Raw genomic sequence first — 26484 nt, 5'->3', positions numbered from 1 at the left:
AGAGGTCTACTCGTGAGAGAAAGACTGCATGAAGGGTTGCGCCTTCATGTGAACAAGAAAGACATATACAACTATAAAAATGTTAACAACCTCTCTAAATAAGGTAATGTGATTTTATCCTAGTGAAAGAGAGGTGGTACGCATGGAATGAATGTCCATTGGGAAATTTGCTAAACAAAAGTTGGTCATTGGCTATTGTCGAGTCAGTACATCAAGTCAAGGTGAAAAACAATGATAATGGCGACAAAGATAAGACTAAAGCTAACTAAAGAACAAGAGGTTTTGTTTTGGAAGTCTGCGGGGACTGCGAGATGTGGTATCCATCATCCAAAACTTGTTCTAGTTGTGGACAAATCAAATTCGATTTGAGACTGAAAGACAGATTATTTATCTGCTCTTGTGGATTAAAACTGGATAGAGATTTGAACGCAAGCATTAACTTAGCAAATTACTCAATCTAAGGAAATTAACTGACACTAAGCCTTAGATGTGTACGCAACGATACTGCGGAATTTAAGCCTTTGGAGAGTCATACTAAATGGCAGTAGCTTTTTGCGAAACCAGACTCGGAGAATAAGGAAGACACACATACGAAAGTCGGAAGATATAAGTTGTGTCACAGTAGAAATATCTACATTTTAGAAATGTATATGTTTTTCGTATCGGACATGCGTACTGGTGCACCTAAGAAGGGATTAACTCAGCGTTCAGAGGTAGTTGGAACATTATCTGCTTCCTTATTTGAAATGCAAACTAGTGAAGAGTTAGGGAAATTACTAACGGATCTAGAGGGACAAAAGGTAGATCTCGATTATGTTACACTGCGTTTAGTAGAGAAAGTACGGAAAGATTACGATCAAAATAAAAAAATTCCAGCTAATGAATATAAGGAATATGTCATTCTACAATCTAAAGCAGAAACAGCATGGGAAGAAGCAAAAGCGACGAATAATTTTGCTTTATTCCTACCTTATTTAGAGGAAATAATTAGTTGGCAGAAGAAATTCATTCAATATTGGGGTATTAAAAACGGTTCTCCGTACAATACATTACTAGATTTATATGAACCGGATATGACGACTGATGTTTTAGATCAAGTTTTTGGTGAATTACGTGAAACAATCGTTTCTCTTGTGCAAAAAATTACAGACTCACCAAATAAACCAGATACAAGCATATTATTTAAGCATTTCCCTCGTGAATCTCAACGTGCATTATCATTGGAAATGCTAACACAACTTGGCTATGATTTTGATGCAGGTCGCTTAGACGAAAGTGTGCATCCATTTATGATTGGCTTAAATCATGGAGATAATCGTATTACAACGAAATATGATGAAAACGATTTCCGCTCAGCAATTTTTGGAACAATCCATGAGTGTGGACATGCCATGTACGAACAAAATATCGATGTGAAACTTGATGGTTTACCGTTAGCAACGGGTACATCAATGGGGATACATGAATCCCAATCTTTATTTTATGAGAATTTTGTAGGTAGGAACGAGAAGTTCTGGGAGCATAATTACGAGCGACTGCAAAAACATTCACCTGCTCAATTTGGTGATGTAGCATTAGCTGATTTCCTACGAGCGATCAATATGGTGGAACCTTCATTTATTCGCATTGAAGCAGATGAGTTAACGTATCCACTACATATTATGATTCGTTATGAAATTGAACGAGACCTATTCAATGGAGATCTTCAAGCGAAAGATCTTCCACAAGTATGGAATGATAAATACGAGGAATATTTAGGTATTCGTCCTGAGACAGATGCAAAAGGGGTTTTACAAGATATGCACTGGTCAGGGGGCATGTTTGGCTATTTCCCATCCTATGCTTTAGGAATGATTTACGCCGCACAATGGAAGCATGCAATGGATAAAGATATTCTGAACTTTGATGACTTACTGGCAAAAGGTGAGTTACTTTCAATTCGGGAGTGGCTAACAGAGAAAGTCCATCAATACGGTGCGCTGAAGAAGCCGTTCGAGCTATTGCAAGAGGCGACAGGGGAGGGCTTAAATGCCAAATATTTAGCAAACTATTTACAAGAAAAGTATACGAAGCTGTATCAGCTTTAAAGGTCAAAGCGATTTCTCTACTACTATAGAGAAATCGCTTTTCATATTCAAATGGCCCACTTCTTTCCAAAAGAAAATGCTGAATCCTATATCGTATATAAAATTGATTAGAATTGTTATAATACAAAATGGTTATTTAAACATCCCCTATCAAGATACATATTGATAGTTAAAAATAGTAGGGATTCACAAATACGGAGGTATGAAAGTGGCAAAGAATACAAGTAAGATAGGTGTAGTAATCGCTGGGCTATTATTAGCGATTTTAATGGCTGCAATGGATAATACAATTGTAGCAACGGCAATCAGTACGATTGTCGGAGATCTTGGTGGATATGACAAACTTGTCTGGGTGACATCAGCTTATATGATCGCGTCGGTTGCAGGTATGCCGATTTTCGGGAAATTATCCGATATGTATGGTCGTAAAAGATTTTTTATTTTCGGTTTAGTTGTATTTTTAATCGGTTCGGCGCTAGCTGGTACAGCAAACTCAATCGTTCAGCTTAGTATTTACCGTGCAATTCAAGGTATTGGCGGTGGTGCATTAATGCCAATCGCATTCACAATTATGTTTGATGTAGTGTCTCCAGATAAACGCGGTAAAATGGGAGGCTTATTCGGGGCAGTATTTGGTCTATCGAGTATCTTTGGTCCTCTTCTTGGAGCCTATTTAACAGATTATGTTCATTGGTCTTGGATTTTCTATATTAATTTACCACTGGGGCTAATTGCTTTTGTATTAGTTACAAAATTTTACAATGAATCTGTTGTACATGCGAAGCAAAAAATCGACTACTTTGGCGCAGTTACTTTAGTTAGTGCAGTAGTTAGTTTAATGTTTGCTCTTGAGCTAGGCGGCAAAGAATACGCTTGGGATTCCGCAATGATTCTTGGATTATTCACTCTATTTGGAGTGCTTCTTATTAGCTTTATCTTAATTGAACTACGTGTAGAAGAGCCTATCATTTCCTTTAAAATGTTCAAAAATCGTCTTTATGCAACGAGTAATATCATTTCAATATTTGCTGGTGCTGCTTACATTACAGCTGCCATCTACATTCCAATTTTTGTTCAAGGCGTACTTGGAGGCTCAGCAACGAACTCAGGTCTTATTTTACTTCCGATGATGGTCGGTTCGGTTGTAACAGCATCTGGGGGTGGAGCTCTCCTCACGAAATTTAAGTATCGAACGATTATGTTACCGACTTTAACTCTATTCGTTGTTGGAATTACCTTGCTTACAACATTGACAACTGAAACGTCACACTTTATGGTAACAATCTTTATGATACTCGTTGGTCTTGGCATTGGCTCGTCTTTCTCTGTTTTGAGCAATGCTGTTATTCATGGTCTTAGTATGAGACAACGTGGCTCGGCTAACTCAACGCTAAACTTCAATCGAGAACTAGGAATGACATTAGGAATTACAGTGTTTGGGATTATTCAAAACCATATTTTCTCAAATAAATTAACGTCCCCGTTTAGTGGTCAAGCACCTAATGGTATGGAGTTAAGTGATCCTAGTGTAATCCTAACATCTGAAACTCGAAACGTCATTCCTGTAGAGGTTCTCGATAAAATGCAAGAAGCACTTACTATTTCAGTTGCTCATACTTTTGCTTGGGCGATAATCCCAGCTGCTATTGCGTTAATTATGGCATTTGCTATGGGTAGAGAGCAATTCGACCCTGCTTCTGAAATGGAAACGTACAATCGCGAGGCATCACATTAATATATGAGCCTGTGTTTCACAAATTATCAAAATGCGGCCTCTCCTCAATTAAAACTGTTATAATACGAAACGTATGTTTTAAAACATTTCAAATTGAGGTAGTCATATGAAAAAGCAGTTGAGATTGCGCAATTTACGCATACAAAAATAGAAAAAGAGAGCTCGCTAAAAAATATTTTAAAAAATGATCGGTAGGCAAAAGAGAGACATTATGCTAATTTTGCAGATACCTTTACTAAGAGGCAAGGACAAACCATTCCTCTGATACCAAAAAAGCTGGTGAAGTTTTACGGAATGTAAAATTTCACCAGCTTTATATTTTTCGTAATAAAATTTCAAACCGTTTATACGAAGTGCGGGTTGTCCTGCCTATCATCCTCATATGGTGCTTGAACTGATTTTATGTGCCTATACGCAAGTGAAAGAAGCTTTCAGAAGAAAAAAAATAACGCCATTTATGTCAACGTGAAATTGAAGTGGAACTAGTTTTTGGAGTCTTGAAGGCTAATTTGCATTTCACTCGATTTTCTCTCTGAGGAAAATTGAACGTAGAAAACGAAATAGGTCTTGCATGTATTTATGGCTGTAAATAATTTGAGAAAGTTAGAGAAATCAAAAAAAGTGAAATTAAGCACACTCAATTTCACTTTTTTGATATTAGAAGCTAGTTTTGTTCCAACCTCTTTTTATGAAGAGACAAAACATTATTACCAAAGCTTATAGCCTTTAGAGCCAGGTGGAGAATTAGAAATAATATCGATAATTGGAATAGTATAAGCAAATAAAATTAATGCTACTAAAATAACTAGCCATACTTTAAAGTTCTCTAAAATAGCTGGTGTCGTACCACCGTTTTCATGTACCTCACCAACAGGGAATTCCTCTTCGCCTTTTGGTGCAAACCATGCTAATTTCACCACAATATAAAGAATGATTATGATGGCGATGAATAGAATTGTGCCACCAACAGCTTGAGCGATTTGATAAGGAATCCAATCGTAAGCTTGCTGAGCTCCGCCATACTCAGAGTAATCAGATCGACGCGGTGCACCAATCAGACCAGCGATATGCATAGCAGAAGACATAATTGTCATACCTACCGCCCATAAAATAGCGGCAAAATTACCAAGATTGTTTAAAGATTTAGTCAGTGTACGACCAGTTAAATAAGGAATTAACCAAAATGCCGCCCCAAAATAAGTTAATACGGCTGTTGTTGCAATTGTTAAATGGAAATGTCCTGTAACCCAAATAGTATTATGGATTAATTGGTTCATTTGGTAAGAAGCATTGATGATACCGCCTGCGCCACCAGGAATAAATGCTAACATGCCGACAAATGGCACGAAGAAACGAGCATCTTTCCATGGTAATTTTTTAAACCAGCCGAAAAGTCCTTTTCCTCCTAATTCACGACCGCGTAATTCAAACATTGCAAACATCGAGAAGGCGGTCATTAAAGATGGTACGATTACGGCAAATGTTAAAACAACTTGTATGAATTTCCATGTACCATCAATACCAGGCTCTGTTAATTGGTGATGGATCCCAACCGGTACAGAGAATATTAAAAACAACATAAATGACAGTCTTGCTAAAGAATCAGAGAAAATTTTTCCGCCAATAACCTTCGGAATAATGACATACCAAACCATGTAAGCTGGCAATAACCAGAAATATACAAGAGCATGACCAAAATACCAGAATAATGTACGGGATAGTGCTACATCAACACGTTCGATAAAGCCTAAAGACCATGGAAGTAACTGGAATAGAACAGAAACAGCTACACCTAAAGTTGCTACGAACCACATTAAATTATTGACAACAACCATAAATGAAAGTAATGGGCTTCGTTGTCCGCTACCTTTGTTTTCTTTACGCCACTGAGCATATCGTAAAATTTGACCTGCGCCGCCAACCCAAGAACCAACAACGACTAATGTAAGGCCTAAATAGAAAATCCAGTGAGCTTTCAGAGGAGCATAGAACGTATATAAAACAGATGCTTCGTTCAATAGAACCATTACTGCAGCAGCTGCTGTACCGATAGTCATTAACCAGAAGCCAATCCAACCAAGGCGACGTTGTCCGTCTGAGAAAGTCCCCGATGTACGGCTAACACTGGCAATTTGGAAACCGAAAATAAAAAATGTTGTTAAAATAAGACCGAGTAAAACACCATGTACAGTTAAAACTTGATAATAACCAATGCCTGCTGGTAATGTAAATTGACCAGAACGAACGAAAACCTGTAATAAACCTGCAAGACCCCCTAATAATAATGCGATGAATGCCACGTATATATGTGCCATTGCTAGCTTCGCATCACGACGATCCACTTTTGTCAAATTATTGTTGAGACTCATTTGGATCCACCACCTTTAGCATAGAGTGCATCATCGTATGTCCTGTACCACAGTATTCATTACATACAATTAAAAACTCTCCTACTTTATTTACTTCTGTCACATATTCAGAAATGTATCCAGGTTCAAGCATCATATTAATATTTGTACCTGCAACTTCAAAACCGTGCATGACATCCGCACTTGTTGCGATAAATTTCACCTTAGCTCCTAGAGGGACCTCTATTTCTGGCGGATTGTAATTAAATGCTGATGCTAAAACAACCACTTCATAGTCCCAATCCTTACCTTCAACTTTGTGAACACCAGGATTATCGAAGGGAGGGAATTCATTTACTTTCTCATAATCTAGTGTTTTTTTACCATTGTTCGGATGTGAGCCTTGATGAAATGCACCGATGCCGAGAATGATAAGGAATGCTACTAAAGTAGTAACTCCAAACACAAGCCAGTATTTCTCATACTTATGTAAGTGCATATGTCTCTGTCCTTTCTTATTCTTAATAGAATCAATTATGCCTCGGCATAATTGCGTCCGGAATCAGCTTTGTGCTTAGGCCTGCACGAGGGCCGACACGATGTCGGTCATTTCGGTAATGCCACAGGACGTGGCGTTTTTACCGATGCAGGTAAGTTAGCCGTTATCGCATGGATACGATGATCTTAGGCTAACATCCTATATTGAACTTCTTTCTGATTCCATGACATCCGCCGGAGGCTTTAGGCCAAAGTCGTTGCCACAGGACGTGGCGTTATTAGACTGAGTTCCTCTATTTCAGTGGGTGTTTGGACACCCGTTGAAAGAAGTTAAAAACGATTGATGAACAAATCGAAGCAGTACACCCAAAGTAAGATAATAATGATTCCTACTCCAAATACCGCATAGAGTGAACCTTTTAAATTTTCATCTGACTTTTTTTTATTTGCCATTTTTGCTCCTCCTTCGCTTTTAGTGTGTCTTTCTTATTGTCATGATATATAAATAAAATTCTTTTTGATGTGAAAAAAATCACATATCTTGACGAATAATGTGAAAAAAATGTGAAAAATTGAGGGGGGAATAAAAAAAAGCCACCTCTATAGTCATTGAGATGGCCGCATTTTGGTTGAAAATGAAGTGATTATTATTGAAATCTATTATTTTTCAAGAAATTTTACTATATGAAATTTAGACTTGAGCCTTAGGGGGCATTCACCGTTTATTAAAGAGAATGATCAGGCGTAATCATAAATGTTTGATGTGTAGGCATAGGATGTATAAATTGAACCAGTTCGATATTCTAGAACTTTATTCTCCTTCAATTGTTAAAAGAACTGTCAGTGGACCGACGCTTGGAATTGTGACAGGGAGTATAAAGGCCTTTTCAAAGCCGTATAATTTTGTGTTACCAACCATCACCGTTGGCGGTGTGATATCAATTTCTAAGCTTTCTTGTCCGACGGTAGTACATAGATTTCCGGCAATCATATTGCCAAATTCCCCTGTAAAGGATTCCAACATTTCCCCTTCGAGAGGCATACCAAACATCGTATTGCCGATGCCACTAAATGTTTCTGGAGACGAATCAATGATTACTCGGCCCTTTAAATCACCTATTAAACCAATTAAAACACCCATTTGCTGTTGTTGAAATGGTTCAGAAATAATACTCGGCGTTTTTACGTCTATCTCCATAGGTAGGATCGATTTTAAAGCGTGAATTGTCCCATTTAAAATAGTTTGAAAGTACTTCGAATTACTCATTTTTACCGCATCCTTTTTCCGACTTTTCTACATCTTACCATGTTAAATGGGTAAGATGAAAGTATGTCTTGACGAATTAATGGGAAATTTATATTATATTAATGAGAATGATTTTCAAAATCATTAAATGGACGATTTTATAAAAAAAGGAGCGGTCAGCGATGACATTCGTATTGATTGGAACAGCAGTGGTTATCTATATTGGAGTAGGGAAACACGTTATGAAACAGGCGACTGCGCATTTAAAATAAGAGAATAAACAATAACGACAATAGAGCGTGGTCTAAGCAATTTAAAGATCATGCTTTTTTTTTTACGAAAATATTTATCTTACATACTTTCGAGGGAATAAAGAGGATGATTATTTGTTTTTTTCTGAAAAATGTTGAAAATGAGAATTGGTTTTTTATAGACTGGTTACGAGGCTATTAATAAGACATTAACTTCATAGAATGTTTATTAGATGCTAATGATCGTTCTGGCTACTGTAGTATCAAAAAATATAAATGGATGGGCAATCAAGCGACGTCCTATAGAAGGTGAAGAAAATGATGAAGATATTACTAACAGGATTTGTGCCATTTCTTGACTATAAAATAAATCCAACGATGCAAATTGTAGAAAAATTAAATGGGGAAAAGATGGATGGCTATGAAATTGTAGGACGCATTTTGTCTGTGGATTTTCAGCAATCCGCTCAGCAACTGAAACAATATATTGCTGAGATTAAGCCACAAATCATTATTTCATTAGGATTAGCTGGAGGCCGATTTAAAATAACGCCAGAGCGAATTGCGATTAATATTAAAGATGGGGAAGCAGATAATGAAGGTTATACACCAGTAGATGAGAGCATTTATGATGATGGTGTAGATTCCTATATCACGAATCTACCTATTAGAAATATGGTAAATCGATTATGCAAAGAAGGATATCCAGCGGAGATTTCAAATACGGCAGGTACCTATTTATGTAATAACATTATGTATGAAGGGCTTGTTTACGCGAAGCAACATAAAGAGGTACGTGCTGGATTTATTCATATTCCTGCGTCATTTGATTTGGCGATTCAACATGGAAAAATACCGGGATGGAATATCCAAGATTTAATCACGTGTATTAGGCTCTGTATCGAGGAGACAGTTCGTTCAGCAAATGATTGATTTTCCTCAAACGATGAGGATAAATAAAGAAGTACAATGGATGACCTGAAATGATAATCATCATTTTAGGCATCCATTTTTAGTTAGATAAGAAAAGAAACAAATTATTGGATAGTAGGATTGATTTGATATCAACGTACTCCTGTTTATTCTATCACTAATACAGTGTCCAGGCAGATAAAGTACCTATTTCAAGGCTTTATTTTACTGTGTTGAAAACCCTATTGATTCTATGATGATTGGAGTACCCCTATAAATTGTTGAATTACTTGGACTTAAGGTTAACGTGGTTGGAGTCAAAGTATAAATTCTACCTTCCTGCATGACGGCATTGATATAAAGATTAACGTAGCCACTCGGATTAAAAATGATAAATTCGGTTGCTTGGTTCCCATTATCATTCCAAAATTGGCTAGCTGATAGAGTCGCCCCATTAGTCAAATCAATATCCGATGTAGCAATATTGAAATATCTATTTACTGTTGGAATAATATTTCTACTAGGTTCAACGACTGGGGGAGGGTCTTTCAAAGGAATGTTTCTAGCTTTTATACGTGGCCAAATAAACCGATCTTTACATTCACATTCTTGCTCGATTTTTCGTGGTTCCTAAAGTTCACCATAAGTTTATCACTCCATTTAACTTCGTACTTATCTATTCACTTTTATATTTACAATCGCACACCAATCTTTTTTTCTTACTTTAAAATATCAAGAAAATTATTAGTTGAATAGTTGCACATCCATTTTTGCAATAGGAATTAGTAGTTAGAAAAATAATGACCATAACGTGTGGGTAATTTCTGTTCAGGCTGGGCGTTATCCTGGTATAAGGTTTTAAGAAACATCATTACCTATAATAATGAGCCTATAATGCTTTAATTTTATAAATAAACAGGACGATATGGATGAATATGGCGTCTGAAATCCTGATATATATGCTTTTAATAGTAAATTAGTGTTATACTTTGCTTGTCGAATAAGGTAGAATATTAATTATGACTATCTTCATTCGTAAAAACTACTTCCTCTGAAGTTGTAAGATGAATACGGATATGGTTCCTTTCCAAATATCACTGATTGAAGATAAAACCTCCGGCGGATGTCACGGATTTTTAAAGGAGTGAATTGTGCTCCACAATTCACAATCCGGACGCGATTACGCCAAGGCGAAATTGATTAATATGAATAAAGGGGTTACTGGTTTTTATGAAAGATTTTGAACAACAATTGGAGGCGCTTTTAAAGCAGGCTTCGTTACAATACATAATTTATCAGCATAATGGTGATACAGAGCGTATGGATAAGACATCACTTTTTGCACGTAAAATACAGCAAAAAGAATATGTTATTGGCTTTGCAGGCCATTTCTCTGCTGGTAAATCGAGTATGATTAACGCACTATCGGGTGAAGATTTACTTGCGGCAAGCCCTATTCCAACGAGTGCAAATATCGTCAAAGTCCATAAATCTGAAGAAGACTTTGCAATTGTCTATATGCATAATGAAATGCCTGTAAAATTCGAAGCGGGCTATGATTTTAAAACAGTTAAAGAGCTAAGTAAAAATGGGGACCTAGTGTCACAAATTGAAATTGGTCATAGTACATCGACATTACCACTAGGTGTCACTGTTATGGATACACCAGGAGTTGACTCGACAGATGATGCACACCGTATGTCAACAGAGTCTGCTCTTCATATTGCTGATATCGTATTTTATACAATGGACTACAATCACGTGCAATCGGAATTGAATTTTCAATTTACAAAGCAATTAATGAAGTACAATCCAAACGTTTATTTAATCGTTAACATGATTGATAAGCATAAGGAAAATGAATTAAGCTTCGAGGAATTTAAAGCAACTGTTCACAATTCCTTTGCAGCTTGGGGCGTAGTACCAAAAGGCGTATTTTTTACTTCATTAAGAGAGCCGGAGCACCCTAATAACGATTTTACGGTCGTAAAGAAAATCGTTATGGATAGTATGAATGATTGGCAGGAGCAGCTTGTACAAACTGCATCAAATACATTGCGTTTATTACAAAGTGAGCATGACAATTATTTAACGGAAGAAAGACAGGATCGTTTAGACATTGATGAAGATGTATTAAGTGCCGATGACTGGGCAAACCATAAGGATATTTTAGAGCAGTACAATAAGCTAAATCGTCAAGTTGAACTGTTCTCAGTTGAGGCATGGAATGAAATGTTCGAAGAGCAACGTAAAGAACTTCTTGCGAATGCAGCTATTATGCCAGCAGATTTACGCGATAAATTACGTCTTTATTTAGAAAGTCAGCAGGAAGGTTTCAAGGTAGGGGGCTTATTTACTGCTAAGAAAAAAACAGAGGAAGAGCGTAACCGCCGTAAAGAGGATGCCTATAGTGCCTATCAGAATGTTGTTCATGCACAGATTACTGGACATTTAAAAGGGCTAATGAAAAAGGTGATAAAGGATGTTGGTGCGTTAAATGAAGAACGTGCTACAGCTATTGATGCCTACGCCTTTGATTTACCGTTCTCCCTTATTGAGCAGCAAGTACAAGTTGGCGCAATTTTAACAGGAGATGCTGTGTTGAATTTTGCCAACCGTGTGGCAGAAGCGACTAAGCGCTATTATATCCAGGAAACTGATAAGTGGAAAGATGCGCAAGCAACAACTTTAGAAGCAGTAGCTACAGAAACGGCTGCTCCATCTAAATTAAAAATGGCTGGGATGCAAGAGAAAGTTGATGCCATTCAAGCAGTGCTTGAAATCGAGGGCTATCAGCAATATAGTGCAAGTATTATGCATCAGGCAAGCAATGAAATACGTAAAATAGCAAATCAACAGCTGACAAATTGGGAGCATGCATTTAAGCAAGATTTAGCAGATATTCGATTATTTGACGAATCGATGTTAAAGCCAAAAGAGGAAGCGTTAATGGAGGAAGAAGCACAGCAAGCAGTTAGTGCAACAAGTCTTCCTATTGAAGGTGTAGTGAAGCGTGCACTTCACACGGCAACTGCTGTAAAAGATGTACAAGGCTTTGCGGAAGTAGCAACTTACTTAGAAAATAAAGTAGAACGCTTACAGAAAAAGGATTTCACAATCGCGCTTTTCGGTGCATTTAGTGCAGGGAAATCTTCGTTCTCTAATGCGTTAATGGGTGCCAAGGTTTTACCTGTGTCACCAAACCCGACAACAGCGGCTATTAATAAAATTCGTCCTGTTTCACCAGATCATCCGCATGAAACAGCAGATGTCCAATTAAAAACAGCTGACCAAATGCTAGAAGATATTCAAGCTTCATATGCAGCGATTGGTTTATCGGTTTCTTCGTTAGAAGAAGCATTCAATCGTGCAGATGAGGGACTTGCGGTGCAACTATCTGACGAACGCTTAAATGTGCATAAATCATTTATTCGCGCATATAAAGAAGGGTTCCCAACATTTAAGTCTGAGCTTGGACAAGTATTACGTGTAAACCGTGAAGAGTTCGAAAAATTTGTTGCACAGGAAAATAAATCATGCTTTGTCGATAATATTGATTTCTATTATGACAGTCCGTTAACACGCATGGGTGTAACACTTGTTGACACACCAGGAGCAGATTCTATTAATGCGCGTCATACAGGTGTGGCATTTGAATATATTCGTAATGCTGATGCAATCTTGTTTATTACTTATTATAATCATGCTTTTGCAAAAGCGGACCGTGAGTTTTTAATCCAGCTTGGTCGTGTGAAGGATGCCTTCGAGCTTGATAAGATGTTCTTTATCGTCAATGCGATTGATTTAGCGACAACAGAAGAAGAACAGGAAGATGTAAAGGGTTATGTGCGTTCAGAATTACAACGCTTTGGCATTCGCTTCCCACGACTTTACGGTGTGTCTAGCTTATTAGCATTAAAGGAAAAAGTAGAGGGTGCGGATTTAACATCTGGTATGCCTCCTTTCGAAGATTCTTTCCACACATTCTTAAATGATGAATTAAGTGCATTGGCGGTTCAGGCACTTGCAGAGGAAGTCGATAAAACGGAGCAACGTTTAGGTGACTTAATTGCTCAAACAGAAGAGAACTTAAAGCGTAAGGATGAGCGTTTAGAGGAATTAACAACTCTTGAACAACATGTGAAATCGAAATTCAATTCGCTTAATACAAGTATGGTAGAAAGTGAAACGAAGCAAGAGCTTGATGAATTACTGTATTATGTTCTTCAGCGTGTGTACTATCGTTACCCAGAGTTCTTTAAGGAAGGCTACAATCCGTCAACATTTGCAGCAATGCCGGTTCAGCAAGCATTAGAGCATGCTTTAAAGGAAGTAATGCAAAGTTTACGATTTGATTTTACACAAGAAATGCGTGTAACAAACTTCCGTTTATCACAGTTTATTGGTAAAAAAATGCAATTGCGCTTTAAAGATGAAGTACGTGAGCTTAAAGAATTAAATCGAAGCTTCTCGTTTTTAGCGTTTGAATCTTCTGAGCCAGATTTACTTGATTTTGAAGGGCCATTTGCAGATATAACTAAATATTCAGGTGTGAAATCACACTTCCGTAATCAAAAGGCATTCTTTGAGAAAAATGAAAAAGTGAAGTTAAGTGAGGCGCTAGAGGCCTTAACAAAACCAGATGCGCAAGATTATTTAGATTCGCAAAAAGTATCTCTCATGGCATGGGCGATTACTTATATTGCGGAGGAAGCAGAGAAATTACGTCTGCATATTTATCATCAGGCACTTGAACAAATTGCAACAGAAAGACTTGCACTTCAGGAAGAAAGTCGTTTAGCTTCTTGGAAAGCAATCTATGCTCAATTACAATACGCATGAGGTGATTCATTTGGGAAAAGTATTCAAATCAGTTGAGGAAATTCAGTTTGATGAAGTCCGTTTCGTAGATGCCCGCTTTGATTTACAAAAGAAAGAGGCGGGTAGCAAAGCATTTGAAGAAGGGCATGCACCAGGAGCGATTTATATGGATCTAGAGCAGGATTTATCTGATATGGGGTCCGGCGATGGTCGCCATCCCATGCCGAATAAGGAAAAGCTATCCGCGGTATTTCAAGGATTGGGATTAAACTATGAGGATCAAATTGTCGTTTACGATCAAGGAGCGGCTCCATTTGCACCACGTGCTTGGTGGATGCTGACTTATGCAGGCTTTCCGAATGTAGTAATTGTGAATGGTGGCGCACCGGCTCTTGAAAAGAAAATACCTTTCACAAAAGACATTATCAAATATCCACCAACTACGATCGAATTTGTTTGGCGAGATGAACTATATGCTCCACGTGAAGCAGTGAAAGCAATTGTGGATGGAGAAGTTAATGCTACGTTGTTAGATGCACGTGCCGCAGCTCGCTATCGTGGTGAGATGGAGCCTCTTGATAGTGTAGCTGGGCATATTCCAACTGCGAAAAACTTTGACTGGGAACAGTTAAAGTCAGACGGTCATTTGCAAGCGAATGATGCGTTACGTAGCAAGATTACTCGTGACGAGCATGTTGTGGTGTACTGTGGAAGCGGTGTTACAGCATCACCATTGTATGCAGTGCTAGCAGATGAAGGCTACGAAAATATTCAACTGTACGTAGGTAGCTATAGTGACTGGATTACACAATATGACGTTGAAAAAGGAACAAATGAATAAAAGATTATAGAAGAAACGCTCACTTTGGTGGGCGTTTTTGCTTTTATTGGAGTGGAAAAGGTGGAAAGCGGTCGAAGTGACGGAAAGAAAAGCCGAGGCGACGGAAAGAAAGGCGAGAGCGACGGAAAGAAAGGCAAGGGCGACGGAAAGAAGGGCGGAGGTGACGGATGGAAATCAGAGTGACGGAAAGAAGAGTCGAAGCGACGGAAAGAAGAGCGGAGGTGACGGATAGAAATCAGAGCGACGGAAAGAAGAGTCGAAGTGACGGAAAGAAAGGCGGAGGTGACGGATGGAAATCAGAGTGACGGAAAGAAAAGCAAGAGCAACGGAAAGAAAAGTCAGAGTCGTGGATAGAACCGTCAAAATGATGGAAAGCCCCGCCCAAGTCGTGGATAGAACCATCAAAGTCATGGATAACCCCGCTAGGGCGAAATTATACCAACGAACCGAGTTTTGACGGATTGGTAAAATGACTGAATATTCTTTTTATGCTAAACTCTTTTTACAAAGGGGGAGAAAGGATGTTTGAACGAGAGAAAAGTATAGAAATTCAACAGAATCTTGATGTGCAATGTGCTCAAGGGAAAGTGGCGGTTCAGGGTATCGGCATGAGTGTATATAGCTTTTTTGTGGATGGGTTATTAATTGATACAGGCTCATACTCACTTTCGCAGGAGTTCCAATCTTTTTTTAAAGAATTACCGATTGAACAATTGGCGCTCACTCATTCTCATGAGGATCATTCAGGAAATGCAGCATGGATTCAGCAACATACGGGTGTACCTATCTATGTTCACCGTGATTCGGTGGGCATTTGTGCAAAAGATGGGGAGTATCCTTTTTATCGACAGGCATTATGGGGTGAGCGGCCAGCGTTTATGGCTCAACCGTTTGGCGATACGTTACAAACGAATTTAGCTACTTGGGATGTTATTGAAACGCCAGGACATACGACAGATCATGTATCATTTTATAATCGGGAAACAGGTGCTATGTTTACAGGTGATTTGTATATACAAACGAAAACTAAGGTTGTCCTTGATGAAGAAAATATCGTACATACCTTAGCGTCTTTGAAAAAAATAGTAAACTATGATTTTGAGGTAGTATATTGTTGTCATGCAGGCTTTATAGCGGATGGTCGAGCGAAAATACAAGAAAAAATTGCTTATTTAGAAGAGATGGAGGAGAATATAAGGCAACTGTTTCATAAAGGTTATTCGGTAGACGAAATGACAAAATCAATTTTTTCTCGGGAATACCCGATTACAAAAGTATCAGGGGAACAATGGTCTTCTAAGCATATTATCACCGCATTTATAAATCAGTTTACGCAAGAGTCCTTGAAATGAGGGCTCTTTTTTGTTGATTAATGTAACACTGTTAAGGAATGAAGATAATAAAAAACTATGTGAAAAAATGTGGAGAAAATGTGACGAAACTAGATAGGGCAATGGATGCGCTTACATAAGTTTGTGAAAAAAATCTCAATTACATAAGAAAAATACTATGTGAAAAGTTGAGCAGGTTTAATGCCGGTAGTTATACATTTATTGAAAGGACAACAGTTGTGAATTTTATATTGAAATAATTGATTGTGAAGGAAATAACATGACAAAAAACAGGAGTAGACGATTAAAAATAGCGCTATTTCAAAGAAAAAATAAAATTGACAGAAAATTCATTGACTTTACTTTCACAAAGTATTATGATTCTGAAATATATAATAATTCAAAAAGAAAAGGATGGGATTGAATGGACATTATGAAAAAGGCTTTAGAAATGCATGAGTATTATAGTGGGAAATTAGAGGTGATTTCTAAAGTACCTGTACAAGATTCATATGATCTAAGTCTTGCGTACTCTCCGGGGGTAGCTGCGCCTTGCGTAGAGATTGAAAGAAATCCATCGCTTGTTTACGACTATACAATGAAGGGGAATATGGTGGCTGTTGTTTCGGATGGTACAGCGGTGTTAGGATTAGGAGATATCGGTCCGAAGGCGGCGTTACCGGTAATGGAGGGGAAGGCGATTTTATTAAAGCGATTTGCTAATGTTGATGCTTTTCCTATTTGCTTAGATACGAAGAGTACAGATGAAATCGTCAGCATTGTGAAGGCGCTTGCTCCAACTTTCGGTGCTGTAAACTTAGAAGATATTTCTGCGCCAAGATGCTTTGAAATTGAAGATCGTCTGCGCCAAGAATGTGATATTCCTGTATTTCATGATGATCAGCATGGAACAGCGATTGTTGTAGGTGCAGGGATGATTAATGCCAATCGTATTGTGAAGAAAGATGTGGCAACGATGAAGGTTGTCATTAATGGTGCAGGAGCAGCAGGTATTGCTATTTTGCGTATTCTTGTGCAAATGGGCTATAAAAATATTTTTATGTGCGATACAAAGGGACTCATCTATGAAGGCCGCGCTGAAGGTATGAATCCGATTAAAGAAACGGTTGCCCATTTAACAAATCCAGAAAAAATACAGGGTACATTGGAGGATGTCATTAAAGGGGCTGATGTCTTTATCGGCGTATCTGTTGCCAATTTATTAACAGAAGCACATATTGCTTCAATGAATGAAGATCCGGTCGTGTTTGCACTTGCGAATCCTAATCCTGAAATCACTTATGAAAACGCTAAGGCATGGGGTGTGCGTGTTATGGGGACAGGACGCTCAGATTATCCGAACCAAATTAACAATGTACTCGCTTTCCCTGGTATTTTCCGTGGGGCATTGGATGTTCGAGCGACAGATATTAACGAAGCGATGAAGATAGCTGCAGTGGAAGCGATAGCGGCTCTTGTTAGTGATGAGGAATTAACCGAGGAATATATTGTACCTAAATCATTAGATGAGCGGGTTGTTGAAATTGTTTCGAAAGCTGTAAGTGGTGCAGCTGTTGAGTCAGGTGTGTCAGAGCTCTTCCAACAAAATGCAGTGCTTTCAGTTTAACATTTATGTATACAAGTGAACCTAAAAAAGCTCCCACTCTCATAGAGAGGGGAGATTTTTTTACATCATTCCAAATAAAATGCCGAAAATGAAAAATAGAACAATAATAAGAATAATGAATAGTATAACGAAAATAATGGTTGGAATTAAGAGCGTTAAGAAGGCCATCCAATTCGGAATTTGATGTGCTTCGGCTACAATTCCTACTGTAATAACGAGGGACCAAATTACAACCACAAGGGTTAATAAAAGTGCTGGCCAAATAACCCAAGGATAAGTTCCAGCGAAGTCAGAATTCATTAAAGACTCAGGTGATGTAAATAACCAAATTAAATAAAAAGGAATTAGTACTATAAATGGGATAGAAGTTAAACTTAGCCCTTTGAATAAGTGTGAGTACGTGCCTGTTCCTTTAAAAAGTTTACCGAACAGCCAAGTGATTAGTGCAGAAAAAGCCGTGCCAATTATCCCTAAAATCGGTGCTGCAATAACACAAAAAATGACGATAAACCAAGGAGACACGTCTGACAAAAATGTACTATCAATAAGGTCTGAAAGTGTAACACCTAGATAACCAATTGACATGAGAAGAATCGCAAAACCTATTGATTTTTCTTCTATCATGTAACGGGTTGTTTTCTTTGGATGCAACCAAATAGACAAAAATGGATTAACCTTTGGCCTTTCTTGTGATGATTCATTATAGTTATCCATCAAATTACCTCCAAAATAATAGTAAAAATTATGCGTATAATGAGTATACGGAATTACCTAGTGAAAAGTTTCGAAAGAAATCATTTTATTAACAAAAAGAGCCGCAAAAAAGCGACTCTTTTGATTACTCGTAACTACTCTTACATAGCATATTAATAGAATGGTTTTTTTATTCAGCTAACATAATTTTTTCAAGCTCTAATGGTTCTATGTATTGTTCGCCTTTGTAAGCGCGCATATTACCACCTGAAATTTCATCTATTAATAAAATTTCATTTGTTTGAGCATCACGGCCAAATTCTAATTTAATATCGTAAAGGGTTAACCCTTTTTTGGCAAGTTCTGCAGCAACAAATTTAGCAATTTCAATCGTGCGTTGTTTTAAAATTGCATATTCTTCGTGTGTTAACAGGTCTAACATTGCTAAAGCATCTTCAGAAATAGGAGGATCTAGTCGATCATCATCTTTGATGGTAACTTCTACGAAAGAATCTAAGTTTTGTCCTTCTTTCACGTAAGCACCATAGCGACGTAGGAAAGATCCTACTGCCTTGAAACGGCAAATGACCTCTAACCCTTTACCGAAAACAGTTGCAGGTTTTACCGTCATTGTTGCATCGTTGAAGTTTGCATCAACATAGTGAGTAGGAACACCTTGTTCGTTTAGTTTTGAGTAGAAATAAGAAGTTAAGTGAAGACCAGCCAAACCAGCACCGTCGATTGTTAATCCAACAGTATTAGCACCTGGGTCGAATACGCCGTTTTCACCAGTTACATCATCTTTAAATTTTAATAAGTAATGACCATCTTCTAACTTGAACACATTTTTCGTTTTACCTGTATACAATAATTCCACAAAAAACCCTCCAATATGTCGTAGTACTCCAATATTATAACACGAATGTTTTTATTATTTAATAGTAAAATTGTTCGTTTTAATGTAAAATTCACGTGTGTTTCAACGCTTTTTTTATTAAAAAATAAGATGATAACGAATATTCGTTATCATCTTAGAGTGGGCTAAAGTTATTAATATACGCCTTCAGCAAGCATACCATCAGCAACTTTTACGAAGCCAGCGATGTTCGCGCCAACTACAAGGTTCCCGGGGTAACCATATTTTTCAGCAGCAGCTTTACTATCTGCGTAAATATTTTTCATAATTTCGTGTAATTTAGCATCTACTTTTTCAAATGACCAGAATACGCGACTTGAATCTTGCGCCATTTCAAGAGCAGATACTGCAACACCTCCGGCATTAGCCGCTTTTGCAGGACCGAATAATACGCCCGCATTTAAAAATTCGTTAATTGCTTCTAAATCTGATGGCATGTTTGCACCTTCACCAATAGCTTTTACGCCGTTTTCAATTAAAGTACGAGCCGAATCGCCATTAATTTCATTTTGAGTAGCACATGGAAGCGCGATATCACAAGGAATCGTCCAGATACCCGTGCAGCCTTCTTTAAATGTAGCATTTGGACGATAGTTTAAGTAAGTGGAAATACGATCGCCTTTTATTTCTTTAATTTCTTTAATTGCATCAAGGTCTAAACCTTCTGGATCGTAAATATAGCCTGAAGAGTCAGAGCAAGCAACAACTTTCGCACCATAGGATTGTGCTTTTTCAATTGCATATGTTGAAACGTTACCAGAGCCAGAAACTACAACTGTTTTACCCTCGAATGAATCGTTGGCATCTTGTAGCATTTCATTTACAAAATAAACAGTACCATAACCAGTTGCCTCTTTACGAGCTAAAGAGCCACCATAGCCAGGAATTTTTCCTGTTAATACACCAGATTCACTTGCTTTTGTTATACGCTTATATTGACCCCATAAATAGCCAACTTCACGAGCGCCAACACCGATATCACCTGCTGGAACATCGACATCAGGACCAATATGGCGGTATAATTCAGTCATGAATGCTTGACAGAAACGCATGATTTCTGAATCTGACTTACCTTTAGGGTCAAAGTTTGAGCCGCCTTTACCACCACCGATTGGTTGGCCTGTTAAAGCATTTTTAAAAATTTGTTCAAAGCCTAAGAATTTAATAATGGATTCATTTACGGAAGGGTGGAAGCGAAGGCCGCCTTTGTATGGCCCCATAACGTTATTGTATTGCACACGGTAACCACGGTTTACTTGAACTTGATTATTATCATCTTGCCAAGCAACACGGAAGGAAATGATTCGATCTGGCTCAACGATACGCGATAAGATATTGGCTTTTATATATTCAGGGTGTTGTGCAAATACAGGCACTAATGAAATAAAAATTTCTTCAGCTGCTTGTAAGAACTCTGCTTGATAACTATTTTGGTTTTTTAGTTGCTCAAATACGCCATCAACGTATTCTTTTGCTAATTGTTCGTTGCTTACAGTTACAGTTGTCATAGTAAAAAACCTCCAGTTAGTTGATAGGTGTATCGTATATCTATTTTTCGCACTATTCAATAAAATACTTTTTTAACAGTCTTAAGTTTGTGAAAAATTGAACAAATGGGAGTGGGAATTTATTATATTAAAATAATAATGACATGATTGATCCATCTAATTATGAGAAAGGAATGATGCTTTATTGTGAAGGTTTTAATTGACGCTGATGCTTGTCCAGTCGTGGATTTAGCACTATCCATATCATCTGAGTTTGAGATTGAAACAATCTTGTTTTGCGATACATCCCATCGTGTTGAACGTGATAATGTAATAACAATTATTGTTCCTAAGGGGCCAGATTCGGTTGATTTTACGCTAGTGAATGCGCTTTCAAAACATGATATTGTCATTACACAGGATTACGGGTTAGCAGCAATGGTTTTGGCAAGAGGTGGTTATCCAATCGATCAAAATGGACGAGAGATGTCCGATGAAAATATCGAACGTTTGCTCGATATGCGCCATGTTGGACAAAAAATTAGACGTGCAGGTGGACGTACGAGGGGACCGAAAAAACGAACACAAGAAAACAATATTTCGTTCGAATTGAAATTTCGACAAATTTGTGAACGAGCGATTTTAGCTCAAAAAGTGGAGGAATCTAAAGGTGAAAAATGAACTTAAACACGAACTATTTAACCGATTTTCGAGATTAGAAGAGCTAGCGAATCATGAAACTGTGCTATGGGAAAATACAAATCGAAAAAAAAGGGGGGAAACCAATCTTTTTTCAATGGAAGAGGTTGAGGAAGCGGAAGAATCACTTATACGTTTTTCTTCCTATTTAACTATTGCATTTCCTGAGCTTTTGGAAAGTAAAGGACTTATTGAATCACCTATACAAGACATAGCTTTGATAAAGAAAGCTCTTGAAAAGGAATTTGACGTTTTAATACCAGGTCAGTTGATCTTAAAATGTGATCATACCTTGCCAATTTCAGGCTCTATTAAAGCTCGTGGGGGTATTTTTGAAGTATTAAGGCATGCAGAGCGCCTTGCCATCGCTAGTGGCAAACTAACAAAAGAGGACAATTATGCAGTGTTGGCAACAGATGATTTTCAATCATTCTTCCAGCAATACACAATTGCCGTAGGTTCTACAGGTAATTTAGGATTAAGTATCGGCATTATGGGCAAAAAACTCGGCTTTAATGTCGTTGTACATATGTCGAGTGATGCAAAAGAGTGGAAAAAAGCATTGCTGCGTGAAAAAGGTGCGACAGTGATTGAATATGAAGCTGATTATAGCGTCGCTGTGGAACAAGGGCGTCGAGAAGCTGAACTAGACCCTAAGTGCCATTTCATTGATGATGAGAATTCGAAGGACTTATTTGCTGGCTATGCAGTGGCGGCGAAACGTTTAAAAGTCCAGTTTGAAAAGACGAATGTTACAGTAGATGAAGCCCATCCATTGTTCGTGTATTTGCCGTGTGGTGTAGGTGGTGGACCAGGCGGTGTTGCATACGGCGTACGTGAAATTTTTGGAGAACATGCCCATATTTTCTTCGCTGAGCCCGTAGCTTCTCCTTGTATGACAATTGGTTTAATGACAGGTTTACATGACGCCATCAGTGTAGAAGATATTGGTCTTGATAATAAAACTGAAGCAGATGGCCTTGCTGTTGGCCGCGCGTCTAAGTTCGTTGGGAAAGTAATGGAAACTTATATTAGTGGCTGCTACACGGTAAAAGATGAGGAATTATTTAAATCGCTTGCAATAACTATGGAAGTTGAAGAGTTATTTTTAGAGCCATCTGCACATGCAGGGATGTTCGGACCAATTCAGTTAATGAAAAATGGACAAAGTTATTTAGAAAAGCATGATTTAGTTAATAAGATGGAGCAAGCTACCCATCTTGTTTGGGCAACAGGTGGAAGTATGGTACCGGTGGAAATGCGTGAGGAATACATGGCAAAGGTAGTGCAAGCAGCAAGAATTGATGATTAAGGTAGTTAATAAGAAAACGCAAGAATGCGATCGGAATTAACATTCTTGCGTTTATTACTTTTAAAAAATTGATCTCAAATATTTATTCATTAATGGCAATTATTAAAAGTGTTTTTGCTCATTGAGAGTTATTTATATAAATAGTCCAACGCTTGATAATCTTGCTGATAGCGTCCACCGTCCGCTACTTCAGCGTGATATAGCGCTTTTAAAGCATAATTTTTTTGCAAATCCATTTCGGCCATTAACTCTTTTAGGCGATCATGTAATTCACGGTTTTCTTTCACAAGTTGCTGCATTTGTGGTTTAAAATATTTCATACTGTCAAACTCCTCAATTTATAACGTGCTTATTAGTATAACACTTTTAGCTTTTGAAAATGCACTTATATTCATAATTCTAGCTTTAAAAGATTATTCAGTCGATCATACAATGAAATATTGGCCTAAATTGCAGTTTTACTTAGGTTTATCGTTCTCTTACGCAGTTAAATCAGTCAGAGAGGGCTTCATTTAAAGATTAGGGCTATTCGATATTAAAAATAAAGAGCGCGTGCCATAGCATCTAAATAATTCTGACTAGCTCGTTGACTTACTTCCGCATTTGGCATAAAGACTTCAAAGCAATGGAAGCTACCAGGGTAGAGGTGGAATTCAACATCTACTCCTGCTTGGGCAAGACGTGTCACGTATTCAATGGTTTCATCTCGGAATATATCGAGTTGACCTATACATGTATAAGTTGGAGGTAATCCTGCTAAGTTATCCGCTCTTGAAGGGACCGCATATGGAGATAGCTCATGGGTGTCCTTTTCCTCACCTAAATACATACGCCAAGCGGTTAAATTATTAATTCTACTCCACGTTGCATGATCCTCGGTAATCTCGTAGCTGGAAGGTGCTTCATTTCGGTTATCAAGCATTGGATACAGTGGCATCTGGAATATAATTGAAGGTCCTTCTTTATCGCGAGCCATTAATGCTAGAGCTGCTGTTAGCCCTCCGCCACCACTTGCGCCTGCAATCGCCACCCGTTTGACATCGATGGTGGGGTGGACAAGAGATTTCGACTCCATGCTAAATCTTTCTCCAACCGAAACCCTGGAAATTGGGAGTAAGCCTGTCTTAATTCTGGTAAGACTCGGTTGATGATCGTCATATAAATTCCTCCTGTTAAAAATATATCTTAAAGAAATGGAAGCCCTTCTAGTGCCATTTTCGCCTCCCATTTGGCAACTTCCTCACGTACACGAGGAGCAACTTTTGTTCCGAGCAATTCTATAGCTTGCATAACTTGATCGTGTGGCATTGTACTTAATGGTACATACAGCATAAAACGTGTAATCCCTACGTGTTTACGAAGATGGATGATTTTTTCAGCAACTGTATCTGGATCACCTACATATAACGCCCCTTCAAAACTTCGTGCAGCATCATAGCTAGAGCGATCATAATATCGCCAACCCCGTTCTTTGCCCAATTTATTCATGCCCGCTTTTGTTGAGGGGAAAAATGTATCCGCTGCCCATTCAGTATTCGGGCCAACAAAACCAATTGAATGAGATCCCACCTGAAGGTTTGATAGATCATGCCCTGCTTGAACAGCTGCTTTTTTATAGAGCTGTACGATAGGTGCAAACTGCATTGGACTGCCACCAATGATTGCTAGCATAAGTGGTAATCCTAAAAGTCCTGCACGGATGGCAGATTGTTGATTTCCTCCACTACCAACCCATATTGGTAAGGAGCTTTGAACAGGTCTTGGATACACACCTAAATTATTGATTGCTGGTCGATGTCTACCTTCCCATACTACTTTTTCTGACTCGCGAATTTTGAGAAGTAAGTCCAGATGTTCCTCAAATAGTTCATCATAATCATTTAAATTGTAGCCAAACAAGGGGAAGGATTCGATAAAGGAACCCCGACCGGCCATAATCTCAGCGCGTCCATTTGATAGTCCGTCTAATGTGGAAAAATCCTGAAAGACACGTACGGGATCAGCTGAAGATAGAACTGTTACTGCACTTGTAAGCCTAATCTTTTTTGTTTGTAGAGCTGCAGCAGATAGCACCATTGCTGGAGAGGCTGCAGCATAATCTTCTCGATGGTGCTCGCCGACACCAAACACATCCAGCCCGACTTGATCTGCAAGAATGATTTCTTCAACCACTTCACGCAGACGTTGTGCATGACTAATCACTTCACCACTATGAACATCTGGTTTTGTTTCTACAAAAGAGGTAATTCCTATTTCCATTTGTTATCTCTCCTTGTCAAAATTAATAATTTGTAAACTTTTTAGTTGTAACCCAAAAAATAAGAGCAATTGCACTGATTAAAGCTCCGAGGAAACAAACTCCTTCCCAACCAAAGTGTGCATACATCTGTGTAGAAGCGATTGAGCCACCGGCACTTCCGATGGAATAAAACATCATATATCCAGCAGTAAGTCGACTCCGTGCCTCTGTACGTAATGGAAGAATCATCGTCTGATTAGTGACATGTACTGCCTGTACGGCCAAATCAAGCAATACAATACCTACAATTAATGCCAATAAAGACTGTTCTAGATAGTTGATAAAAAACCATGAAATGAGTAAAAGAACTAAAGCAATACCTGTCGTTCTTTGTCCGTAACTTCGATCAGCCAGTTTTCCGGCCTGTGCAGCAGCTAGTGCACCAGCCACTCCAACGAGGCCAAATGCGCCAATTACACTATGTGAAAGAGCTAATGGTGGCGCACTAAGTGGCAGAACAAGTGAAGTCCACAAAATACTGAAATCAGCAAAAATTAGCATGGCAAGAACTGAGCGGATACGTAATGTTCTTTCTTGCATAAACAGAGTGAACACTGATTTAATTAGCTGATGATAGGGGAGTGATCTTACTTCACGCTCAACCTTTGGTAAGACCTTCAGAAACATACAAACCATTACAAGCATAAGGATGGCAGAGACTAGATAGACGGAGCGCCATCCTGTAAGGTCTGTTAATAGACCAGCGAAGGTTCGAGCAAGCAAAATGCCAATGACGATTCCGCTTGTAACAATACCAACAACGCGTCCACGTTCTGTAGGGGAAGCCATAGTTGCTGCAAACGCCACAAGTGTCTGCGTCACAACTGCAAGTAGACCTACTAAGGCCATACCTGTAAAAAGCACCACGCTAAAAGAAGCGGTACTAACTATAACCAATGCTGTTGTGGATAATAGCATCTGTCCGATAATCAAGCGTCGTTGGTTTAGTAAATCTCCAAGAGGCACCAGCAGTAATAAGCCTAACCCATAAAAGATCTGCGTAATGGTAATTACAATACCTATTGTTGAGTGATCAATATTAAATTCATTAGACAATTGATCAAGCAACGGCTGTGCGAAATAAATATTGGCCACAGACATTCCGCAGGCAGTTGCGAATAATAAAGTTACAGTTCTAGACATAGAAGGTTTTAGATTCATCACAGATGCATCCACTTCTTGCCTCAGATCATTGTCCACACCATTTCCTCCGTTCGTTATTAGATTTTAATCATAACATACCGTTCGGTACAATATGAATATTGGTAAATATATCTTAGCTCTGTTTATAATGTCAAGGATTTATTTGAAATTATTTTACTTCCCATTTACCTATTACAATGAAAATTGACAATAAATGCAGCTGATTATACAATATTTA

General features: G+C 38.2%; 23 protein-coding genes and 1 pseudogene. 12 read left to right on the top strand and 12 right to left on the bottom strand.

What is annotated here, in order from left to right:
• Positions 1 to 231 precede the first annotated feature (231 nt).
• The 4 genes from ABNX05_RS26360 to ABNX05_RS05705 all read left to right on the top strand — a co-directional run bounded on the left by ABNX05_RS26360 (position 232) and on the right by ABNX05_RS05705 (position 3822).
• Complete coding sequence (locus ABNX05_RS26360) at positions 232 to 369, top strand: helix-turn-helix domain-containing protein (RefSeq protein WP_432760123.1); 138 nt, start codon at positions 232 to 234, stop codon at positions 367 to 369.
• The gene (locus tag ABNX05_RS05715) at positions 312 to 461 is read left to right on the top strand and encodes a zinc ribbon domain-containing protein (RefSeq protein ID WP_349658839.1); all 150 of its coding nucleotides are present in this window, start codon (positions 312 to 314) and stop codon (positions 459 to 461) included. The genes ABNX05_RS26360 and ABNX05_RS05715 overlap by 58 nt, the downstream gene beginning before the upstream one ends.
• A gap of 189 nt (positions 462 to 650) precedes the next feature.
• Complete coding sequence (locus ABNX05_RS05710) at positions 651 to 2087, top strand: carboxypeptidase M32 (protein WP_349658838.1); 1437 nt, start codon at positions 651 to 653, stop codon at positions 2085 to 2087.
• A gap of 208 nt (positions 2088 to 2295) precedes the next feature.
• Complete coding sequence (locus ABNX05_RS05705; RefSeq protein ID WP_349658837.1) at positions 2296 to 3822, top strand: MDR family MFS transporter; 1527 nt, start codon at positions 2296 to 2298, stop codon at positions 3820 to 3822.
• A 707-nt stretch (positions 3823 to 4529) separates the two neighbouring features.
• Here ABNX05_RS05705 and ABNX05_RS05695 read toward each other — a convergent pair.
• The 4 genes from ABNX05_RS05695 to ABNX05_RS05680 form a co-directional block, all read right to left on the bottom strand.
• Positions 4530 to 6191 carry a b(o/a)3-type cytochrome-c oxidase subunit 1 gene (locus ABNX05_RS05695; protein WP_349658836.1) on the bottom strand — a complete coding sequence of 554 codons (1662 nt, stop codon included), beginning with the start codon at positions 6189 to 6191 and terminating at the stop codon, positions 4530 to 4532.
• The gene (locus ABNX05_RS05690; RefSeq protein ID WP_349658835.1) at positions 6175 to 6669 is read right to left on the bottom strand and encodes a cupredoxin domain-containing protein; all 495 of its coding nucleotides are present in this window, start codon (positions 6667 to 6669) and stop codon (positions 6175 to 6177) included. The genes ABNX05_RS05695 and ABNX05_RS05690 overlap by 17 nt, the downstream gene beginning before the upstream one ends.
• Positions 6670 to 6998: 329 nt before the next feature.
• Positions 6999 to 7121: a hypothetical protein gene (locus ABNX05_RS05685; protein WP_255505077.1), complete on the bottom strand. Its 123-nt coding sequence runs from the start codon at positions 7119 to 7121 to the stop codon at positions 6999 to 7001.
• A gap of 358 nt (positions 7122 to 7479) precedes the next feature.
• Positions 7480 to 7935, bottom strand: a complete 456-nt coding sequence (locus ABNX05_RS05680; protein ID WP_349658834.1) for a chemotaxis protein CheX — start codon at positions 7933 to 7935, stop codon at positions 7480 to 7482.
• 548 nt (positions 7936 to 8483) lie between these two features.
• Between ABNX05_RS05680 and ABNX05_RS05675 the strand changes: the two genes are divergently transcribed.
• Positions 8484 to 9098 (top strand): pyroglutamyl-peptidase I, encoded by a 615-nt coding sequence (locus ABNX05_RS05675; protein WP_349658833.1) that lies wholly within the window; start codon positions 8484 to 8486, stop codon positions 9096 to 9098.
• A gap of 204 nt (positions 9099 to 9302) precedes the next feature.
• On the opposite strand, the gene ABNX05_RS05670 is transcribed toward ABNX05_RS05675, so the two are convergent.
• Positions 9303 to 9539, bottom strand: coding sequence for a DUF4183 domain-containing protein (locus tag ABNX05_RS05670; protein ID WP_349658865.1), 237 nt, complete (start codon positions 9537 to 9539; stop codon positions 9303 to 9305).
• 768 nt (positions 9540 to 10307) lie between these two features.
• Here ABNX05_RS05670 and ABNX05_RS05665 point away from each other — a divergent pair.
• The 5 genes from ABNX05_RS05665 (at position 10308) to ABNX05_RS05645 (ending at position 17697) form a co-directional block, all read left to right on the top strand.
• Positions 10308 to 13919: a dynamin family protein gene (locus ABNX05_RS05665; RefSeq protein ID WP_349658832.1), complete on the top strand. Its 3612-nt coding sequence runs from the start codon at positions 10308 to 10310 to the stop codon at positions 13917 to 13919.
• A 10-nt stretch (positions 13920 to 13929) separates the two neighbouring features.
• Entirely contained in the window at positions 13930 to 14739 is an 810-nt protein-coding gene (locus ABNX05_RS05660) for a sulfurtransferase (RefSeq protein WP_349658831.1), read from the top strand.
• A gap of 167 nt (positions 14740 to 14906) precedes the next feature.
• On the top strand, positions 14907 to 15044 hold the full coding sequence (locus ABNX05_RS05655; protein WP_349658830.1) for a hypothetical protein: 138 nt from the start codon (positions 14907 to 14909) through the stop codon (positions 15042 to 15044).
• Between the two features lie 216 nt (positions 15045 to 15260).
• On the top strand, positions 15261 to 16091 hold the full coding sequence (locus tag ABNX05_RS05650) for an MBL fold metallo-hydrolase (RefSeq protein ID WP_349658829.1): 831 nt from the start codon (positions 15261 to 15263) through the stop codon (positions 16089 to 16091).
• Positions 16092 to 16494: 403 nt separating this feature from the next.
• Positions 16495 to 17697 carry an NAD(P)-dependent malic enzyme gene (locus ABNX05_RS05645; protein ID WP_349658828.1) on the top strand — a complete coding sequence of 401 codons (1203 nt, stop codon included), beginning with the start codon at positions 16495 to 16497 and terminating at the stop codon, positions 17695 to 17697.
• A 60-nt stretch (positions 17698 to 17757) separates the two neighbouring features.
• Here ABNX05_RS05645 and ABNX05_RS05640 read toward each other — a convergent pair whose 3' ends face one another.
• The 3 genes from ABNX05_RS05640 to gdhA form a co-directional block, all read right to left on the bottom strand.
• Positions 17758 to 18411 carry a Yip1 family protein gene (locus ABNX05_RS05640; RefSeq protein WP_349658827.1) on the bottom strand — a complete coding sequence of 218 codons (654 nt, stop codon included), beginning with the start codon at positions 18409 to 18411 and terminating at the stop codon, positions 17758 to 17760.
• Between the two features lie 169 nt (positions 18412 to 18580).
• Positions 18581 to 19267, bottom strand: coding sequence for a phosphoribosylaminoimidazolesuccinocarboxamide synthase (locus ABNX05_RS05635; RefSeq protein WP_349658826.1), 687 nt, complete (start codon positions 19265 to 19267; stop codon positions 18581 to 18583).
• 173 nt (positions 19268 to 19440) lie between these two features.
• Positions 19441 to 20814, bottom strand: a complete 1374-nt coding sequence (gene gdhA / locus ABNX05_RS05630; RefSeq protein ID WP_349658825.1) for an NADP-specific glutamate dehydrogenase — start codon at positions 20812 to 20814, stop codon at positions 19441 to 19443.
• Between the two features lie 186 nt (positions 20815 to 21000).
• On the opposite strand from gdhA, the gene ABNX05_RS05625 reads away from it, so the two are divergent.
• Positions 21001 to 21474 carry a YaiI/YqxD family protein gene (locus ABNX05_RS05625; protein ID WP_197144149.1) on the top strand — a complete coding sequence of 158 codons (474 nt, stop codon included), beginning with the start codon at positions 21001 to 21003 and terminating at the stop codon, positions 21472 to 21474.
• The gene (dsdA, locus tag ABNX05_RS05620; RefSeq protein ID WP_349658824.1) at positions 21464 to 22804 is read left to right on the top strand and encodes a D-serine ammonia-lyase; all 1341 of its coding nucleotides are present in this window, start codon (positions 21464 to 21466) and stop codon (positions 22802 to 22804) included. The genes ABNX05_RS05625 and dsdA overlap by 11 nt, the downstream gene beginning before the upstream one ends.
• 128 nt (positions 22805 to 22932) lie before the next feature.
• Here dsdA and ABNX05_RS05615 read toward each other — a convergent pair whose 3' ends face one another.
• From ABNX05_RS05615 to ABNX05_RS05600, 4 genes and pseudogenes are all read right to left on the bottom strand, one after another.
• Positions 22933 to 23124, bottom strand: a complete 192-nt coding sequence (locus ABNX05_RS05615) for a hypothetical protein (RefSeq protein ID WP_053482024.1) — start codon at positions 23122 to 23124, stop codon at positions 22933 to 22935.
• A gap of 215 nt (positions 23125 to 23339) precedes the next feature.
• A pseudogene (locus tag ABNX05_RS05610) lies at positions 23340 to 23849 on the bottom strand (alpha/beta hydrolase fold domain-containing protein); the annotation flags it as partial.
• A 140-nt stretch (positions 23850 to 23989) separates the two neighbouring features.
• Positions 23990 to 25063 (bottom strand): LLM class flavin-dependent oxidoreductase, encoded by a 1074-nt coding sequence (locus ABNX05_RS05605; RefSeq protein WP_349658823.1) that lies wholly within the window; start codon positions 25061 to 25063, stop codon positions 23990 to 23992.
• A 22-nt stretch (positions 25064 to 25085) separates the two neighbouring features.
• The gene (locus ABNX05_RS05600) at positions 25086 to 26264 is read right to left on the bottom strand and encodes an MFS transporter (protein ID WP_349658864.1); all 1179 of its coding nucleotides are present in this window, start codon (positions 26262 to 26264) and stop codon (positions 25086 to 25088) included.
• Positions 26265 to 26484 lie beyond the last annotated feature (220 nt).

Source organism: Lysinibacillus zambalensis (genome assembly GCF_040183165.1).
Taxonomy (GTDB): Bacteria; Bacillota; Bacilli; order Bacillales_A; family Planococcaceae; genus Lysinibacillus; species Lysinibacillus zambalensis.
Note: the sequence above shows the minus strand (reverse complement) of the source record. Positions and strands in the feature narration are given on the sequence as shown.